Origin of the sequence: Thiocystis violascens DSM 198 (genome assembly GCF_000227745.2) — a bacterium.
Taxonomy (GTDB): Bacteria; Pseudomonadota; Gammaproteobacteria; order Chromatiales; family Chromatiaceae; genus Chromatium; species Chromatium violascens.
In genome coordinates this window covers 2,448,609-2,465,730 of the sequence record NC_018012.1, presented here as the reverse complement: position 1 = coordinate 2,465,730, position 17,122 = coordinate 2,448,609, and the positions used below count along the sequence as shown (strand labels likewise).

The 17,122-nt window shown below is 65.0% G+C and carries 18 protein-coding genes; 3 read left to right on the top strand and 15 right to left on the bottom strand.

The genetic code is table 11. The annotated features are described in order from the left end of the window. Positions 1 to 50 precede the first annotated feature (50 nt). The 3 genes from xseA to THIVI_RS10935 all read left to right on the top strand — a co-directional run bounded on the left by xseA (position 51) and on the right by THIVI_RS10935 (position 3,500). The gene (gene xseA, locus THIVI_RS10945; RefSeq protein ID WP_014778658.1) at positions 51 to 1,427 is read left to right on the top strand and encodes an exodeoxyribonuclease VII large subunit; all 1,377 of its coding nucleotides are present in this window, start codon (positions 51 to 53) and stop codon (positions 1,425 to 1,427) included. Positions 1,428 to 1,713: 286 nt separating this feature from the next. Further along, positions 1,714 to 2,823, top strand: a complete 1,110-nt coding sequence (locus tag THIVI_RS10940) for an IS5 family transposase (RefSeq protein WP_041447215.1) — start codon at positions 1,714 to 1,716, stop codon at positions 2,821 to 2,823. A 2-nt stretch (positions 2,824 to 2,825) separates the two neighbouring features. After that, the gene (locus THIVI_RS10935; RefSeq protein WP_245537426.1) at positions 2,826 to 3,500 is read left to right on the top strand and encodes a hypothetical protein; all 675 of its coding nucleotides are present in this window, start codon (positions 2,826 to 2,828) and stop codon (positions 3,498 to 3,500) included. 144 nt (positions 3,501 to 3,644) lie between these two features. On the opposite strand, the gene THIVI_RS10930 is transcribed toward THIVI_RS10935, so the two are convergent. From THIVI_RS10930 to THIVI_RS10860, 15 genes are all read right to left on the bottom strand, one after another. After that, entirely contained in the window at positions 3,645 to 5,075 is a 1,431-nt protein-coding gene (locus THIVI_RS10930; protein ID WP_014778656.1) for a B12-binding domain-containing radical SAM protein, read from the bottom strand. A 96-nt stretch (positions 5,076 to 5,171) separates the two neighbouring features. Further along, the gene (locus tag THIVI_RS10925) at positions 5,172 to 5,843 is read right to left on the bottom strand and encodes an ElyC/SanA/YdcF family protein (RefSeq protein ID WP_041447514.1); all 672 of its coding nucleotides are present in this window, start codon (positions 5,841 to 5,843) and stop codon (positions 5,172 to 5,174) included. A 17-nt stretch (positions 5,844 to 5,860) separates the two neighbouring features. Further along, positions 5,861 to 6,304, bottom strand: coding sequence for a hypothetical protein (locus THIVI_RS10920; protein WP_014778654.1), 444 nt, complete (start codon positions 6,302 to 6,304; stop codon positions 5,861 to 5,863). Positions 6,305 to 6,329: 25 nt separating this feature from the next. Beyond that, on the bottom strand, positions 6,330 to 7,097 hold the full coding sequence (locus tag THIVI_RS10915; protein WP_014778653.1) for a glycosyltransferase family 2 protein: 768 nt from the start codon (positions 7,095 to 7,097) through the stop codon (positions 6,330 to 6,332). A 76-nt stretch (positions 7,098 to 7,173) separates the two neighbouring features. Next, positions 7,174 to 7,617, bottom strand: a complete 444-nt coding sequence (locus THIVI_RS10910) for a hotdog family protein (protein WP_014778652.1) — start codon at positions 7,615 to 7,617, stop codon at positions 7,174 to 7,176. Further along, entirely contained in the window at positions 7,614 to 8,411 is a 798-nt protein-coding gene (locus THIVI_RS10905; protein WP_014778651.1) for a beta-ketoacyl synthase chain length factor, read from the bottom strand. The genes THIVI_RS10910 and THIVI_RS10905 overlap by 4 nt, the downstream gene beginning before the upstream one ends. Beyond that, positions 8,411 to 9,607, bottom strand: coding sequence for a beta-ketoacyl-ACP synthase (locus tag THIVI_RS10900; RefSeq protein ID WP_014778650.1), 1,197 nt, complete (start codon positions 9,605 to 9,607; stop codon positions 8,411 to 8,413). Before THIVI_RS10900 ends, THIVI_RS10905 begins: the two co-directional genes overlap by 1 nt. Positions 9,608 to 9,674: 67 nt before the next feature. Continuing rightward, positions 9,675 to 12,002, bottom strand: a complete 2,328-nt coding sequence (locus tag THIVI_RS10895; RefSeq protein ID WP_014778649.1) for an MMPL family transporter — start codon at positions 12,000 to 12,002, stop codon at positions 9,675 to 9,677. A 3-nt stretch (positions 12,003 to 12,005) separates the two neighbouring features. Next, positions 12,006 to 12,596, bottom strand: coding sequence for a LolA-related protein (locus THIVI_RS10890; protein WP_041446949.1), 591 nt, complete (start codon positions 12,594 to 12,596; stop codon positions 12,006 to 12,008). A gap of 130 nt (positions 12,597 to 12,726) precedes the next feature. Next, entirely contained in the window at positions 12,727 to 13,644 is a 918-nt protein-coding gene (locus THIVI_RS10885) for a lysophospholipid acyltransferase family protein (protein WP_014778647.1), read from the bottom strand. Further along, the gene (locus tag THIVI_RS10880) at positions 13,641 to 13,964 is read right to left on the bottom strand and encodes a 3-hydroxyacyl-ACP dehydratase FabZ family protein (RefSeq protein ID WP_157174424.1); all 324 of its coding nucleotides are present in this window, start codon (positions 13,962 to 13,964) and stop codon (positions 13,641 to 13,643) included. Before THIVI_RS10880 ends, THIVI_RS10885 begins: the two co-directional genes overlap by 4 nt. Further along, positions 13,951 to 15,327, bottom strand: coding sequence for an AMP-binding protein (locus THIVI_RS10875; RefSeq protein ID WP_052315008.1), 1,377 nt, complete (start codon positions 15,325 to 15,327; stop codon positions 13,951 to 13,953). Before THIVI_RS10875 ends, THIVI_RS10880 begins: the two co-directional genes overlap by 14 nt. A 6-nt stretch (positions 15,328 to 15,333) precedes the next feature. After that, positions 15,334 to 15,930, bottom strand: a complete 597-nt coding sequence (locus THIVI_RS10870) for a COG4648 family protein (RefSeq protein ID WP_014778644.1) — start codon at positions 15,928 to 15,930, stop codon at positions 15,334 to 15,336. 5 nt (positions 15,931 to 15,935) lie between these two features. After that, a complete protein-coding gene (locus tag THIVI_RS10865; RefSeq protein ID WP_014778643.1) occupies positions 15,936 to 16,223 on the bottom strand; it encodes a phosphopantetheine-binding protein in 288 nt (95 codons plus the stop codon). Between the two features lie 93 nt (positions 16,224 to 16,316). Next, complete coding sequence (locus THIVI_RS10860; RefSeq protein WP_014778642.1) at positions 16,317 to 17,078, bottom strand: class I SAM-dependent methyltransferase; 762 nt, start codon at positions 17,076 to 17,078, stop codon at positions 16,317 to 16,319. Between the last annotated feature and the right edge of the window lie 44 nt (positions 17,079 to 17,122).

Below are 17,122 nucleotides of genomic sequence, written 5' to 3'. Positions count from 1 at the left end.
CGTCTCAGGGCGACGGAGGCGATCAGGCAGGCCGCCCGGGCGGAGTCTTGTTGACCGCACGGAAAACCGCCACTGACGCGGGACTTGATTTTTCCCGCGACATCTACAGCGTGGCGCGTCTCGCCAGCGAGGTGCGGGCCGTGCTCGATGGCAGTTTCCCGCTGCTGTGGGTGCGGGGCGAGATCTCGAATTTGGCGCAGCCCGCTTCGGGACATCTGTATTTCAGTCTCAAGGACGAAGCGGCCCAGGTGCGTTGCGCCATGTTCCGCGCCAAGCGGCTGTTGCTGCCGTTTAAACCCGCGAACGGCCAGCAGGTTCTGGCGCGTGTGCGGGTCACGCTCTATGAGCCGCGCGGCGATTTCCAGTTGGTGGTCGAGCACCTGGAGCCGGGCGGCGAGGGCGCGCTGCGTTTGGCGTTCGAGCGGCTGAGACAGCGGCTTGCCAGCGAGGGTTTGTTCGCGGAGGCGATCAAGCGTCCGCTGCCGGCCTTTCCGCGTCAGGTGGGCCTGATTACCTCGCCCTCGGGCGCGGCGGTGCGCGATCTGCTCGCGGTGCTCAAGCGGCGTTTCGGCGCCCTGCCGGTACTCATTTATCCCGCGCAGGTCCAGGGCGAGGCGGCGGTCGCGTCCCTGATCGCCGCGCTGGCGCTCGCCAATGCCCGCGCCGACTGCGATGTGCTGATCCTGGCGCGCGGCGGCGGTTCGCTGGAAGATCTCAACGCCTTCAACGACGAGTTGCTGGCGCGGGCGATTCGCGCCTCCGCGATCCCGGTGGTCAGCGGAGTCGGTCACGAGAGCGATTTCACCATCGCCGATCTGGTGGCGGACCGGCGGGCGGCCACGCCCTCGGCGGCGGCCGAACTGGTCGCGCCCTCGTCCGAGCATGTCCGGCAGCGATTGACCGCGCTGTCCGTGCGTCTGGCCGATGTTCAGCAACGTCGCTTCGACCGCGTCCGTCAACGACTGGCGGGCGCGGTGCGCCATCTGGGGCTGCTGCATCCGGCCGCCCGTTTGCAGCAACAGTCGCAGCGTCTGGATTTCGCTCAACAGCGCCTGCTGACACTTATGACGGAGCGGCTGGGGGGCGCGCGGAACCGGCTCCGCCCCGTCGTGGCGCGACTGGGTGCGGTCTCGCCGGAGCGACGGCTGGAACGGGCGGGGATGATGCTGGACGCGCTCGGTCAGCGGCTCGCTCGGGCGCGTCATCGGATGGCGGAACAGCGGCGCGAGCGGTTACTGCGTGCTATCGCCGGACTGGAGGCGCTCAGTCCACTGGCCACGCTGGCGCGCGGCTACGCTATCGTTACGCGCTGGCCGGATGGTTTGATTGTCCGGGATCCGCATCAGGCCCCGCCCGGCACCCGTATTCAGGCGCGGGTCGCCGCTGGCATTCTGGTTGCAACCGTTGAAGAGCGTGACCCTGAATAATCGGTTTTAAGGTACTGGTTTCTCGGCGCGGAGCGCCGCCCGATGCGTCACACCGCAGAGCGGTGTGACGAGAAATTCCAATTTTGCGAAAATCACCTTAAAGCACTGAAAAGTAAATCGCTTAAACCGCGTTAAGCACAGCGTCCATGGATGAATGCGAGGCCAGGGACAGCGCGCAAAGGACGCATGTTGCCTGGAGACGCGGTTTAATCGCCTCAGAGGGTGTAGACAAAAATAATTGAGCTGCTATTTGTATACCAGTCTACAACTGAGCTGGTGTGCGCTGATGTCGAAAGCTGGTCGTCCCCCCAAGATTCACGAGGCGGAGCAAGCGGTATTGCGTCAAATTGTCACGGATCGCCCGACCTCCACGCTGTCAGAGATTGCCCGGGAACTCGCGGCACGGACGGGAATCGAGGCTCATGAAGCAACGATTCGCAAGTCCTTGCGGGAGGCGGGCGTCACGCGCCTCCGGGGCGAGAGTGGTCTCGAGGCGCAAGCGCGCGCAACGCCGCGTCGGTATGGGTATACGGATGCGCATCGTCGCCACGACCCCGACCAAAGCTACCCAAGTTGTCTGACCGATGCGGAGTGGGACTTGGTCGCCGCTCTCTTTGAGATGCCGGGCGGGCGGGGTCAACCGCCCCGCGTGTCGCGCCGGAGCATCCTGGAGGCGTGTTGCTACGTGGTGCGCACGGGGTGCGCGTGGCGGATGCTGCCGCACGATTTCGCGCCTTGGCAGAATGTCTACAAGACGTTTCGCCGTTGGAGTGCGGCTGGGAAGTTTGAGCAGATGCATGATCGACTGCGGGGGCAATGGCGCGAACGCGAGGGGCGTGAGATCGCGCCGACGGCGGCGGTGCTGGATGCGCAATCGACCCGCGGCTCGCCGCAGGGTGGACCGAGCGGCTTTGATGCGGGCAAGCAGGTCAAGGGGCGCAAGCGCAGCCTGGTGGTCGATACCTTGGGGTTCGTGTTGGCGGTGAGCGTGGTCGCGGCCAATCTTCAGGACCGCGATGCCGCCTCGGGCGCCGTCGCTGACGCGGCCGCCAAGTACCCCCAGATCAACACGCTGTTTGTCGATAGCGCCTACGCCGGTCAATTTGCCCAAACCACCGAGCAGACCCACGCGATCCGCGTGGAAGTCGTGCGCCATCCAGCCAACAAAAGCGTTGGCTCCTGGCACGTGGACGGGGCGCCTGACCGAGTGGTGATCGCCAACGCCGACGGCTTCGTTCCGCTGCCGAAGCGCTGGGTTGTCGAGCGCACCCATGCGTGGAATGAGCGTGCCCGTCGATTGATCATGCATCATGACCGTCTGCCAGCGGTCTCCGAAACCTGGGTTTGGCTGGCGGAGGCGCGCATCCTGCTGCGGCGGTTGACCACAACGGTTTGATTTTGTCTACACCCTCTGAGGAAGGGGCGGCCAATCTCGGCTTCGCGGGCCAGCAGGTGGTGTTGGAGCAGATCCTGGCCTGGCTGCCGTCCGGGGCGTGCGTGTTGCTGTCGGCGGACCGGTTCTCTCCGTCGATGGCCCTGTTCGGCTGGCTCCAAGCCCACGGATGGAGCGACCGACTGCGGCTCAAGGGCAACGTGCTGGCGGATACTGGGCAGGGCGATGAGACGACGACGGGCGCGTTGGCACACGGGGTGACGGAACGTGACTTCGCCGGTGTGCGCCTGTTTGCGCAGGGGGCGATCACGAACCTCGGGATTCCGCACGAGGATGGCCACCCCGAGCCGTGGATCATTGCCATAGACGCCGCCCCGACACGGGCAAGCGTGCTTGACGACGCCGCGCGCTGGGCCATCGAACCGATGTTCTCCGACGTCAAGGGCCGGGGCTTCGACTTGGAGGATGCACAACTCCAGCATGCCGAGCGTTTGGAGCGACTGGCGCTCATCATGGCCTTGGCCATGTACTGGTGTGTCCGCGCTGGCCGAGACGAGGCGCTGAACGATCCGACACCACTCGAAAAAAAGTCCAGGCGCAGAACGACCCCGCGCATTGGAGCTTCAGGAAACTCTATCGCAGCCTGGTCTCGTGGTTTACTCGCGGCCTGCGCCGTCTGAAGCGGTGCCTTCAAAATGACCTCCCTTTGCCCGCTTTTCATGCCCGTGAGTAACTGATAGGTGATGAGCCGCACCGCCGGACGTTTCCAAATTTCAGCAAGATCCATCCGATCCACAAACCACACAAGCGAGATTCGCTGGGGCTTAATCCCAAAGTGCCTTGGGGTAATCTCGATAGATCGCCTGTAGACCCTTGTGATAACTCCGGCTGGCGAAGGCAACCCTTACCATTTGATCCGGCGTGGCCAGGTGGCGGTTGACGCGCATCGGCACCTTCTCCAGCGCGGTATGGGCTAGTTCGGCGAAGGTCAGCGCGAATTCGCGTAGCGGCAGCGTCGTGGGCGTCAGTGGGTGCATGCAGTCGTGCAGGTCGTGCGGATTGTCGACCCAGAGACGTGATTGCATCGCCAGATAATCGGGGGTGCCGGGCGAGGGGGTGCAGACGGTGAAGCTGCATTGCAGCGGTGGCAGTCCCCGGACGTAATCGCGCAGTCTGGCGAACTCGGATTCGCCGTACTCGGGCTGGACCATGAAGGCGGCATGCACCGCGATGCCCAGCGAGCGCAGCCGATCCAGTGCGCGCTCGTTGGCGGCGACACTCCCGCCCTTGGCCGCCCGCTTGAGTTCGGCGTCGGTCGGAAACTCGAAGCCGAGAAAAGCGGCGTCGAGACCGATCTCGCGCCAGCGTCGCAGCAGCTCCGGTGAGCGGTTGACGGTCGTGGCCCGAGTCCAGGCGAAATAGCGTTTCCTGACACCACGGGCGGCCAGCGCGTCAGCGAGTTTCCAGCCGAAATCCTCGCAGATGAAGTTCTCGTCGTCGCTGAAATAGACATGCTCGGCCTCCAGGGAGGCGATTTCATCGACCACGGAGGCGACCGGTCGCGGTCGGTGTATACCACCGCACAGGTGCGGCACGATGCAGAAGGCGCATTTCATCTTGCAGCCCCAGGAGGTTCGCACCATCGCGACCCTTGGAAACAGCGGATGCCAGCGCGGCAGGTGCTCGGCGGTCCAGACGCTACGGTAGTGGCGTGTGTCCCAGAGATCGCGCCGTGGCAGCGGCAGTGTCGCGGGATCTGGAAACTGGGGCCACTGACGCTCTTCATCGTCGCGCCAGCTCTGGTCCGGTCGCAGCACCTGGGGAATCCCGTCAAGTTCGCGACCAGCCGCGAGGGCGTTAACGATCTGTCCGAAGGGTGCGCAGCCCTCGCCGCGCACGATGGCATCGATGGCTTCGATACGATAGTCACGCGGATCGACAGTTGCGTGGTGGCCGCCGACGACGATACGAGTCGCCGGCAGATGCCCACGCACAGTGCGGGCGATGCGTTTGACGATAGACGCCTCATGACTGTAGCCGGTGATACCCACCAGATCCGGCCGGAAGTGCCGCAGCGTCAGATCCAGCGTCAGCCAGGGCCAGGCGGCCAGACGCAGGTCGAGAATGTGCGTCTCGTGACCCGGACCTGCGACGGCGGCCAGATAGCCGAGTTCCAGGGGTTCCATCAACTGAAAGGCTTGCAGTCCGAGCACGGATCGCAGTCTTGCCTTGGGCTTGATCAGTAGGATGCGCAAGTCAGAAATCTCCCGGTTCAATCGCGTCCAGAGCGATCCGTGTTGCGTTGAGCGATCCCCGTCTCGCGGTGACCCATGGCTGCGGCGAGGCGTGGTTTAAGTGACGCGCGCCAGCATGCGTCGATTGCGAGTCAGTCTGGCCCACAGCTTGCCGGTCGCAAACCAGGTCAGATAGAAACCCTCAAGCAACCAGCGCTGCGGCAGGGTCGAGCGTAGTGCCGTGACCAGCGTTTCGGCGGCGCACAGCCGATAATCCAGATTCAGACTGCTCGCCATCTGGTCGAGCCGTGCCAGGTGATAGCGATTGGAGATCAGCGTCAGGGGCTCGCGCCGTCCGGTCTCCGCCAGCAGTGTCCGCAGATTGCGGAGATTGGCCAGCGTGTCGGTGGAGCCCTGTTCCAGATCGATGGAAAGATTGGCGCAATCGGGGAGCGCGCGCAGCCGTTGCGCTCCGGCAGCGGCCTCGGTCAATCGCGCTCCCCCGGTGCGACCGCCCAGGATGAGGATGCGGAGATCGGGGCGAGCAAGGGCGAGTCGGGCGGCCGTCGCCAGTCGTGCCCGATAGTCAGGGTCGGGTTGATCCTTGACCAGTCGCTTGCCAAACACGACCGCCAGGCCAGTCGCCGGGCCGCTCCTCGTCCGGAGTCCGACGGCAAGTACCCGAGCGAGCGCGACGACGAAGGGAATGCCCGCGCCGGCAACGCCAACGAGGATCGTCAGGGCCAGGGTACCGAGGCTGTCCCAGTCGATCCGCGAGGTTGACGCCATCTTGCCATTGACGTGACTCAAAGGACCGAGAGACGCCTGCGGATCTGGTTGTCGAGATTTTGGATCCAGCCGGCGTAGTTGGAATGGATCGTCTGCTTCGAGGCGTCATACTTGAGGTTCGAGCTATCGGCGTAGCGGATGCTGTAACCGCTTTTTGAATAAGAAATTTCTACCTTGGCCATGTGATCGCGCACAAAGAGCGTGCCGACGATCATGCCCGGACCTGTCTCCTTCATGACCCAGCCCAGACTGTTGCCGGCGGACTGAATCGCTTTGCTCACATCGGACATCGAGAGACCGGCGGGAACCGGTCGATTGTCCACGTCCTGAACCGGCGCGGTCCGGCAGCCGCTCAGACCGAGCAGGGTCAGGGCGACGATCAGCAGCACGCCCCAGCGCAGGTTGGTCGATCCCGACAGCAAGCGGGGGCCTGGAGTGGTGAATGTCAGCGTCTTTGTCATTTTTGTGTCCTCTTGTGAATGGCGATTACACTTTGTGCAACCCGACTTCCCAACCCAGCGAGCGCAGCAGGCCCATTGGGTACATGCCCCGGCGCAACAGCCTGCCCCCAACCAGCCGCACGATGCTCCAGGTGTCGCGCCAGGGGCGGTAATGGCTGGGACGCAGACCCGCGTGATAGCGGCTTGCGATCGCGATATGACGGACCCTGGCGCCAGCGGCGATCACGTCGATCAGGAGTTCAGTCTCGTAGGCGAACCCCTGGTTACCGCGCGGCCGTGTGGTCAAGGGCGCGAGCATCCGGGCGGGATAGAGCCGGAAGCCGGATTGGGTGTCTTCGATTCGATATCCACAGGCCCAGGAGATCCAGAAATCGGCGACCCCGTTCGCGAAACGGCGCAGCGGCGGCACCTGTTCGCGACCCTCGGTGCGGGCGGCAATGACGATGGCGGCAGGATCGAGCGTCGCGGCCTGAATGAGGCGAGGGATATCGCTGGCGCAGTGCTGACCGTCGGCGTCGATGGTGATGATCCACTGGGCGCCAGTCGCGAGCGCCTGCGCGATGCCGTGACTCAACGCAAAGCCCTTGCCGAGATTGGTCCAGTGCTGAAGCAGTTCCACCGTCGGTCTGGCACCTTCCTGCACCAGCGCGCGCACCAACTCCGCCGTGGCATCCGTGGAGCCGTCGTCGACGACGATGATCCGGTCGACCGCCTGCTCGCTGACTGCCGCGACGATGGCGTGGATAGTTCGCGCCTCGTTGAAGGCCGGGATGATCACGCTGGTTTCCGTCATTCGGTGGTCCCATTGACGTTGATGATGCAAACAGTCTCAGTTCGCTCGGGATGACGATGCGCGTGAACGCAGGCCATCAGCCGCTCGCGTTGTCTTCCAGATTGCCCCGCATCAGCGTGATGCGACCGCTCGCGCAGGGCAGACCGTCAGCGGTCAGCGCAAAGCGGTAACTCGCGTTCGCGCCGAGACGGGCCTCAAGTCGCGCCGCGATCATCAACGGCGCGGTCAGCCCATCGAGTCGCGGGACGGTCAGCTCCAGATCGCGGACCGCTCCCAGCAGCAGCACCGGGCCACCATCGAGCGCCGAGGAGAGCACGCCATGCACGGCAGCGGCCTGAGCCGCGTATTCGACACCATGCACGGCGGACAGACCAGCATGACAACGCAGTGGATTGGTCAGCGACCGATGCGAGGAGGTCGCGCAGAGGATGGATTGCTCATCCCAAGCGAGCACCTCTTCCAGCAGACACATGCCGCCCGCGTGGGGGAGCTTGGCGTAGAGGTCGTCCAGCCGATTCATGTGGTCTGGCTCAGTCGCACGTCAAGTCGCAGATCCGACCAGTAAGGCAGGCGAATCCCTGCGTCCTGGCCGGCAGCGACCGCGGCCAGCAACGGTAGGGCACGAGCCGCCGGATTGCTCAACCGCAGAGCCTCCCAGTCCGGATCGCGCATTGTTGTCAGCGGATGGCCATCATCGGTCTCGCACGGCGTCAGATCGAGCGTGACCCGCTCCATTCCGGACGCAGATGGCTCCAGTAACAATGCGCAGGCGAAGGCGCACCCAAAAGGTCGATGAGGATGCAGCAGCTCCGGTGCCGGCACATCGCAGGCGACCAAGAGTACCGGATTGCCGAAACAGACCGACTGGGTCGCGGCCTCCAGCAGCCCGGCGGCAAAGCTCCCGTCGCCCGCCGCGAGGCTGGTGGACGGCTGCCGACAGCCCTCGGCGATGGACCAGTAGCCCGCGACGGCATTGTGCACCGAGTTCTGAAACACGGTTGGCGAGGGCGGAAAACGGTGCTGAAACAGATCGCGGCACAGGTTGTCGATCAGACCCATGTCGCCGTCGGAGGAGGCAAAGACGCTGCTCAGGCGTGAGCAATCGATGTCCGTCGTCGCTTGCCGGGCCGCATCCAGCGCGAGCCGGGTAGCAAGGGTCGCCCGGCGGCTTTCGTTGGGGGGTAATCCGACCGGTGGCCGAGTATTGAGCGTGGCGGCGACATAGGGCTGATCGCCGCGCAGCACGGCCTGGACGCTGGCCCAGTCGGTCAGTCCCGGTCCGACGATCCCGACATGGCAGAGCGAGACGCGCATCAGACCCGTCCAAACAGCAGGGCGCAATTGTTGCCGGCGAAGCCAAACGAATTGCTCAGTGCCCGCGCGATGGGTTGTCGTCGGCTGTGGCGGATCGGCCGCACCGACAGATCGGGATCGAGGGTCGTCATGTTGAGTGTGCCGGGAATCAATCCATGACGCAGACAGATCAGCGACAGCACCGCCTCGACCGCCCCGGATGCCCCAAGGGTGTGGCCGGTCCAGCCCTTGGTGGCGCTCGCGATCGGGGCATCGCCGAAAACGGCCGTCACCGCCCGATCCTCGGACAGATCGTTGGCCGGGGTACCCGTGCCATGCAGGTTGACATAGTCGATCTCGTTCGCGGTCAGCCCAGCCGTCTCCAAGGCCGCGCGCATCGCCCGCTCGGCGCCGGCGCCCTCGGGATGTGGCGAGGTGATGTGGTAGGCATCGCTGCTCTCGCCGTAACCGAGCAGGGCAAGTCCTTCGCGCGCGGTGTCGGATTCCAGACCCAGCAGGGCGAAGGCGGCGCCCTCGCCGATACTGATACCCGTGCGTCCCTGTCCCCAGGGATTGCATGGACGTGGCGACAGGAGCCCCAGCGCATGAAAACCCATCGCGGTCGTCAGGCAGAGCGTATCCACGCCGCCGACGACCGCCGCGTCGCAGATCCCGGCGGACAGCGCGCGGTGGGCGGCGGCGAAGGTCTTGGCCCCGGACGAACAGGCGGTGGAGATCACGCAGGCCGGCCCGCGCAGACCGAGCCGGCGACGGCAGTAGTCGACGAGCGAGACATAGGCGTGGGTGGAACCGAAACGCAGATCGTCGCCAAGTCCGGGCGTGTCCTGCTCGAAATGGCGCTGATAGCACTGCTCGGTGTGCCGGATACCGGACGTGCTGGTCCCGAGAAACAGACCAATCCGGGTCGGCCCCCAGGTCTCCCGCGCCGCGCGAACCCGCGCGAGAAAATCGTCGCCGGTCAGCGCCAGCTCCGCCAATCGATTGTTTCGACAGTCAAACCTGGCAAGCTCCTCGGGCAGATGGAGGTCATCGAGCCCATCGATCATCCCGGCCCACGCGGGCACCGGCAGTCCGTCCAGGGTGCAGGGACGCAGTCCCGGGCGCATGTCGGCGAGTGCCTGGAGGTGGGGGTTGACGCCCTGACCTAAGGCCGTGGTGAGGGTACAGGCGTGAACTCTGGCGGGTGCGATCAGCATGGTGGGTTGGCGGATGCGTTGCAGGCCCTGTCAGTCATCTGGCATTTCATCTTTCTGTGTATCAATTCTAACCAATGGGTTGGGCTCTCGCAAGCCAGAGTGACAGCGCATAGGCGAGACAACTCCCGATGGCGACGGTGAGCCCGATCGACTGTAAGGCTGGGATGGCCGACAGTGCCAGCAGACCGAACGCGGCAATGGTGGGGCCAGCGGCGACACTGACCGAGAACAGAGTGCGCAGCCGCTCGGCGGTGTCGTCGGATGGACGCTCCAGGAAGAGGCTGTAATCGATGTTCAGTCCCGCGACCAGGATCAGCGAGACTAGATGAAAGAGGTTGATCCCGCCGTGGATCAGCAACACCAGTAGAAAGGTCAGTGTCACCGCGATGCTGATCGGCAGCAGTACCCGTCCGAGCCGCGACCAGCCGCGCAGCGCGAGTGCCAGTGTCAGGACGATCGCGAATGCCGCGATGGGCAGCTTGTGCAAGGTCGTCTCAAAAAACCCGGTCAGCAGCCCGGCGGTGCCCTCGCGCAGATCCAGATACTGGAGCCGATGGCGCGCGGCCAGCGCCTGAAGCGCGGTGACCGCCGCCTCGTCGTTGACGCCCGAGAGCGGTACCAAACCGAGCCAGCCGCCATCGAACGATTGCAGGAGCAGCGCCGCGCGCGTCCCGAGCAATCCGCCGGAGAGGTCGGCGACCCGCAGCGGCGCCAAGCTCGCGCTGCGTTCAACGGCATCGAGAAATGGCGCGAGACGGTCGGAACGGAAAGGCAGTCCGGCGTTGGCGACCGCCAGCGTTTCGGTTAGCGCCGCGCGCTCCGGCAGCGCGGCTTGACGCGCTTGCTGGGTGTGCGGACTCGGTAGCCAGCGGGCGAGATTGTCACTGCCCGCGATCAGTCCTTGCGCTTCCAGTTGCCGCAGATCGGGGAGCGCCGCTTCCAGGCGCTCCAGGACACCCGCCTCGTCGTCGGCCACGACATAGAGCAGCCGTGTGACGTCGGCGGCACCGAGCTGGGTGCGGATCGTGCGATCCTTCTCGATCTCGGCGGCGGGCACCGTGCTCAGGCGGCGGAGATCGGTTTCCCAGGGACTGCCGTGCAACAGCAGCACCAGTCCGAGTCCGGCCAGGCTGACCAGCAGGAGCCGGAAACCCAGACGCGGCGACCCCTGCGGCAGCCTTGCCTGGAGCGCGGCGGGCCAGCGATGCTCCGGCAGCCGATAGCCCGCCGGGATCAACTGGGGCAGCAGATAGCAGGAGGTCAGCGCGGCCGTGATCAGACCCGCCGCCGCAAGCATCCCAAGCTGCGACAGCCCCTCAAGACTGGTCCAGGCGAGTGCCGCATAACCCAGGACCGTGGTGGCCATGCCGAGCAGCAGGGTGCGCCAGATCGGTCTGACGTCAAGGGCACCAGTCGCATGGGCATAGACATGGACCGGATAATCCATCGCGACGCCCAGCAGGGTGCTCCCGAGCGCGAGCGTGATCCCGTGAACGGAACCGAACAACCATGACACCAGCGCCGTCCCGACCATGACCCCGCTCAAGAGCGGCAGCATCCCGAGCAGCACCAGCGTCGTGGAGCGGAACGCCAGCGCGAGAATCGCCACGACGATGACATTGGCGAGGAGGCTGAACGCGATCGCCTCGGTCTTGATCCGTCGCTCCGAACTCACCGCGAAATAGCCGGGGCCGGCGAGTTCGAGCGTGAGACCGGCGCGTTGCGGAAGGGTCGCGAAGTCGCTCTCGATGCGCTCCACCAGGCGGCGTTGCACGGCCAGATCCGAGGCTCGCGCATCGGTGACGACGACCATCAGGGCATGGCGATCATCCGGGCTGAACCAGACGCCGTGCTGGCGGTGCGGTTCCTGACCCGGCCGTAGCGCGCGCAGCAATTGGCGATAGCAGGCGGTGGGATCGGCGGCAAGGCGTTGCCGGTCGAGCATGGACGCGCCCGAGGCCAATTCCGCGAGCCGCGCCTCCAGCGCGGCGCGCAGGGCGGGCGCGGCGAGCGCATCGACGCAGGCGTCCGGAGGGCCGATCAGATAACGGTAGCGAAACAGGAGGTCATCGGTGACCGATGCGGCGAGGTTCAACTCGCCGTTAAGCACCTGCTCAAAGGCCGCCTCGGTGCGCAGCCGCGCGGCCAGCGCGCGGCTTGCGGCGGCTAGCGCCTCGGTCGATCGCTCGCCACGAAGACGCAGCAGCAGGGTGCGGGCGGCAACGCCGCCCCGCACCTGCGACAACAAGACGCGATCCCGCTGCGACGCGCCCGGCGGCAGAAACTGCGACAGATCCGCCCCCAGACGTAGGTGGAATCCATTCCAGACCGTCAGCAGCGTCAGGCCGGCGAGCCAGGCCAACAAGACGATCCCGCGTCGCGCGGACGTCGGCATCGCTCAGTCGAGTCCGGCGGGCTCGCGCGCCAGCAGTCGCATGCGCAATTGACGCCGGTCACCGTTCGATTCCAGGATGTCGATGGTCTCGATGGTCGCGCCATGACCGACGATCCGCATGCGCTCGAACAGGCCCGCAAACGCCTGACCTTCGCTGCCAAGATCCAGGATCCAGTGTTCCCTGTCGGACTGATAATCCAGTCGGTAATTTGCCTTCAGCGTCGCGAAATCGCCGGCGAAGGTTGCGCGTAGCGCGCCGATCATGGCCTCCAGCGGCTTGATGTCGGAAATCGTCAATTCATGGACGACGCGCCCGTCGGAGATCAGGCGCATCCGCTCGCCGTCGAGTTCGAATCCGTCGCCCCGGTCGCTGAGGCGATGGATGCGTTCCGGAGCCTGATAGACCAGACGCCCCTGGGTGCCGAGCGGGACGTCGATCAGATCCGACTCGACGGTCTCCTGGTAGGCGACCTCCACCCGCTCGACGCGCCCGAGCAGGTTCAGCAACGCCTGTGCGTCGACGGGTTGACTAGGACTGGCGACGGATTGGATCGAGAAGACGATCAGGTACAGGAAAATCGGGAAGGGTGTCAAAACGCCCCCGATCTGTTGACTCCGCGTTATCCTCCAACCTCTCTTTCCGCAGGCGAGCGGAGTTTTCAGACATCGGGTGTCGGTTCTGGCCGAATCCTGACACTCTGTCACGGCGCTGGAGAAGAGGCGGTCAGGCTTGCGAAACGGCATCCTCATCCTCCCAGAAATCATAAAAATTAAACCAGTTGAAGGGGGCCGCGCGGGCGTGGTGCGCGAGCCGGTCGGCGTAACGCCGCACCCAGTCCTGAAGCTGTGACTCGCGTCGTGCCCGATCATGCCGATCCAGTTCCACCCGTTCCGCGAAACGCTCGAAATAGACATCGTAGCGGTTGCCGCCACGATAGATGCCGAAGGGCAAAATCACCGGCACCCCGGTCAGCGCGGCCAGGCTCAGCGGGCCGCTCGGAAAGGACGCCCGACGACCGAGAAAGTCGCAGATCACGGCTGGCTCGTCGGGCATCCGACGGTCGCCCAGCAACCCGACGGCATACCCCGCATCGAGACTTTCCTTGACCGCCAACAGCGGTTTCGGCGAATCAAGCGAGATCACCGACCCGGCGATCGTCGGATTCAAGGCATGTAGCAGCTCGGTGATGACCGGGTTATGAGCCGGATACATCAGGATCTTGAGCGGCATGCGCGCCTCTTCGATGGCGAGCGCGCGCAGCAGCTCGAAGCTGCCCAGATGGGATCCGAGCAGCAGGAATCCCTGACCGGCGGCGACCCGGTCGGTGACTAGCTCCGGTTGGTGCAGATGGATGTCGAGCAGTTCGCGGCGCCCGGCGAGCAGATAGACCCGATCGAGAATGGTCGCGGCAAAGCAATGAATGTGGCGAGCGACCTCGGTCATCCGCGCGGGGCGCCCCAGCACCCGAGTCAGAAAGCGTCGCGAGGCACGACGCTGGGGTCTGGCCTTGAGCAGAAAATAGGCTGTGATCGGATAGAGTAACGTACGCGCCGGCGCGCGCCCCAGATGCAGCGCGATCCAGAGGATCAGACGCACTGCCGAGCGGGTGCTGCGCTCGCGCTGGGAGGACCAGTCGCTCATGGGCCGTCAAATTCCGAAGATAAGGCATCCGGCAGCCGCAGCAGCCCGGAGCACACAGGTACCTCATCGCGCAGACAACTGAAACGCACCGTCAACCCATTGGCGGCAGGGGTGAAGCACAGGCTCAGGGTCTCTCCGGGCAACACCGGCCGCTGAAACTTCAGGTTCGGCACTGCGGCGATGGGGCCATTCCAGGCGGTGAGCACGAGATCGAGCAGCAGCGATCCCGGCATGATGGGATGACCGGGGAAATGGCCCTCGAACACTGGATGGTGCAACGGGATATCGATGCGCTCAATCCTGGGGTCAGTTTGGGTCATCGGCGTCATTCGTCTGCGTCCGCAGTAGGCGCAGCAGATCCTGTCTTGGTAGTTTGCCGGTTTCGTTGCGCGGCAACGCATCGACGAACACGATCTGGCGCGGATAAAAGACCGGATCGAGGTGACCCGCCAAACCGGCGATGATCGCCCCACGATCCAGACAGGGCGCCACCACGACGACGGCCAGTCGCCCGATCTGGTCCCGGCCCGCTTCCAGGGCGACAAAAACGCCGTCCCGCACCCCGTCGATGGCGTTCAGCTTTCGATTCAGATCGGCCAGCGAGGCGCGCTTGCCCGCGACCTTGATCATCTCGGACGCGCGTCCGACCAGCCGAAAACCGCCATCGGCCTCAAATTCCAGCACGTCGGCGAGCGGCACCGGCCCAGGCAGAAAATCGGCGGTCACGCTCACTCGCGCGCCATCCCGCGAGGGCCGCACACTGTCGTACCAGCGCCAGACCGGATCGCGACAGGTCTCGCGGCTGGCGATCGAACCGGTCTCGGTACTGCCGTAGATTTCGCGAACCCGCGTGGACAGACGGGTTTCGACTTGCTCCGCCAGCGAGCCTGGCAGCGGCGCGGTCGCCGAAATGACCATCTCCAGGGCGGGCCAGGTCAGACCGGACTCGACGCAGGCGGCGAGATGCACCGGGGTTGTCACCAGGATGCGCGGTGCCGGCAGATCGGCCAGCGCGGCGCGAATGTCGGCGGGAAAGAAGGGACGCGCCGCGACGACTTGGGCGCCGATCACAAAGGGCACCATGATCGACAGTTCCAGGCCGTACATGTGCTGGGGCACCACGGTCGCGACGATGCCGCTGTCCGGGCGGAAACCGAAACGCCGTCCCGCCACGCGGGCGCAACCGACGAGATCGCCCCAGACTTTCGGATGCGGTTGCGGGCGACCGGTACTGCCGGAGGTGAAGATGATGAATGCCTCCCGCTCCGCCGCGATCAACGGCATCGGCGGATTGGCGGACAGCGCCCCGAGCGGTTCCTCGACGCGCATGAGCGGAAGCCGCAGTCCGTCCAGGGGCGCGTCGCCGAGGCAGATCGCGCCGGGATAGTCGCGCGCGATCTCGTGGGCGGTTTCGACCAGCCGATTCGGCGGGAACAGGCTGACGGTGCCGCGCATCAAGGCGGCGGCGAAACTCAGCGCGAACCGATAACGGTCGTTGCAGAGATTGATCAGATACGGCGCTTCCGGCAGCGTCCGGCTCAAGGCCAGGGCGCGGGCCAAAAAGGTTCCGCTAGTAATGACGCGCGCCGTCGCCCCCGCTCCGATCAAAAAGAGCGGACGGTCGGTTTGATCGCTGGGCAACAGTGGCAGTGGCTCGCGCGGCGTCGTCACGGGATCGCTCACGGTCGGTCAGCGCGAATGGAAGCGTAGCGATCCGCGCAGCGAATCGATGAAAGAGGTGAGTTCCAGATCGCGCAGCACCCGGCGGCGAATCGGATACTCCAGCACGAACAGCAGCGCGATCAGGACATAATTGATGAGGTTGGTGAACAGCGACCACCAGAACGGCGAGGCATACAGCCCCAGCAACAGGCTTTCCAGCCCCAGCAGACCGAGGAAGAGCGTCCAGACGAGGGTGAGACGCCGACCATATTGGGCCACCCGCTCAGGTAACCTGCCGCGCATGCGCTCGCCGATGCGTGAGATCAACGGGGTATGATCCGGCAGCAGGGTACGACCGAAAATCCAGGCCAAGCTGAAACAGATCGCCACGGGAGGGACTCGCGGCAGCCAGTCGGCGGTGTCTTGCGTGGAACCGAAGAGCGCCGCGGTCAGACACAGCAGCGCGAGCGCGAACACCAGGGGCGAGCGGGAACCGGCCAGTAAACCGCCCGCCAACACCAGGCCCAGCCACAGTATGGGCAGGGCCGGTACATCGAACACGACGCCGAGATGACTCACGAGCGGGTAGGCAATCGCCAAGACGAACAGCAGGGGGGCGAGCATGAGGATCAAACGGCTCGCTGATCCTGAAGATAGGCCGTCAGATGATTGAGCGAGGAAAAGATCCGCTGAATGTCCGGCTGCTCGGAGCTGATGGTCACCCCGTACTCTTTGCTGATGACCAGCGCGAGTTCCAGCGCGTCGATCGAATCCAGTCCCAGTCCGTCGCCGAACAGGGCGCTGTCCGGATCGATCGCGGTAATGCCCGTCTCTTCCAGTCGCAGCGACTGGATGATCAGCCTCTCCAGTTCGTCCACCGAAGGCTTCGTCTGCGAGGCTATCGCTTGTTCTTCCATACCGTCCCCTCTCTCAACCCTGCCAGGCAGGGTTTTGTCGAAGGCGATTATGGCTTGCTCGTGGACATGGGGCAACCGCGCCCCGATGGCGGTTCATGCGTCCGGTCGGGAGGCGGTGTACTCGGTTAGCAGGGCGAACTGTACCGAGCGAGTGACACCCTGAAATCCGGCTTCGCGCAGGGCCTCGATGACGATTTCGGGCGCCACGCAGCGATCCACGGTATCCCAGTAATACCGCATCAGTTGGCGGGCGTCGGGACTGCGCCCAACCCAGGACGCGAGCGTCGGCACTAGCGATTTCAGGTAAAACCGGGTCAACCCATAGCCGATGCGCGAGGTGGGCGGAACCATCTCCAGAATGAGCAACCGCCCGCCCGGTCGCAGCACGCGCGCAAACTCGGCAAAGGTCACGCCCAGATCGGCGACATGGCGCAATGCATAACCCATGGCGATGACATCCAGGCTCCGATCCGGCAGCGCCAACTGTTCGGCGATTCCGGCCATCCGCAACCGGACGCCACGCGCTTTTGCGATGGCGAGCATCGGCAGGCTTGGGTCAAGCGCGATGACTTGGCCGGCATCTCCGACTAACGCTTGTGCCTGCGCGGCCATGACGCCAGTACCGCAGGCGCAGTCGAGCACCGACTGGCCCGGCTGGACGCCGGCCCGAATCATCGCCTCCCGTCGATATGACTCGCCCCGGTTCAGGCTCATCCAGTCATTGATACGGTCGTAGTCCGCCGCCGTGCGATCGAACAGGCGCCGGATATAGCCCACACGTTCTTCAGCCGTGCCGTAGTGGTTGGCAAGTACCGGGTGTGGCGAGAGGGGGGGGCGGTCTGTCGGATGATCCATGAGTCTTCGCTCGGTTTGGTCTGGATTGAAACGGGAATGGTCGT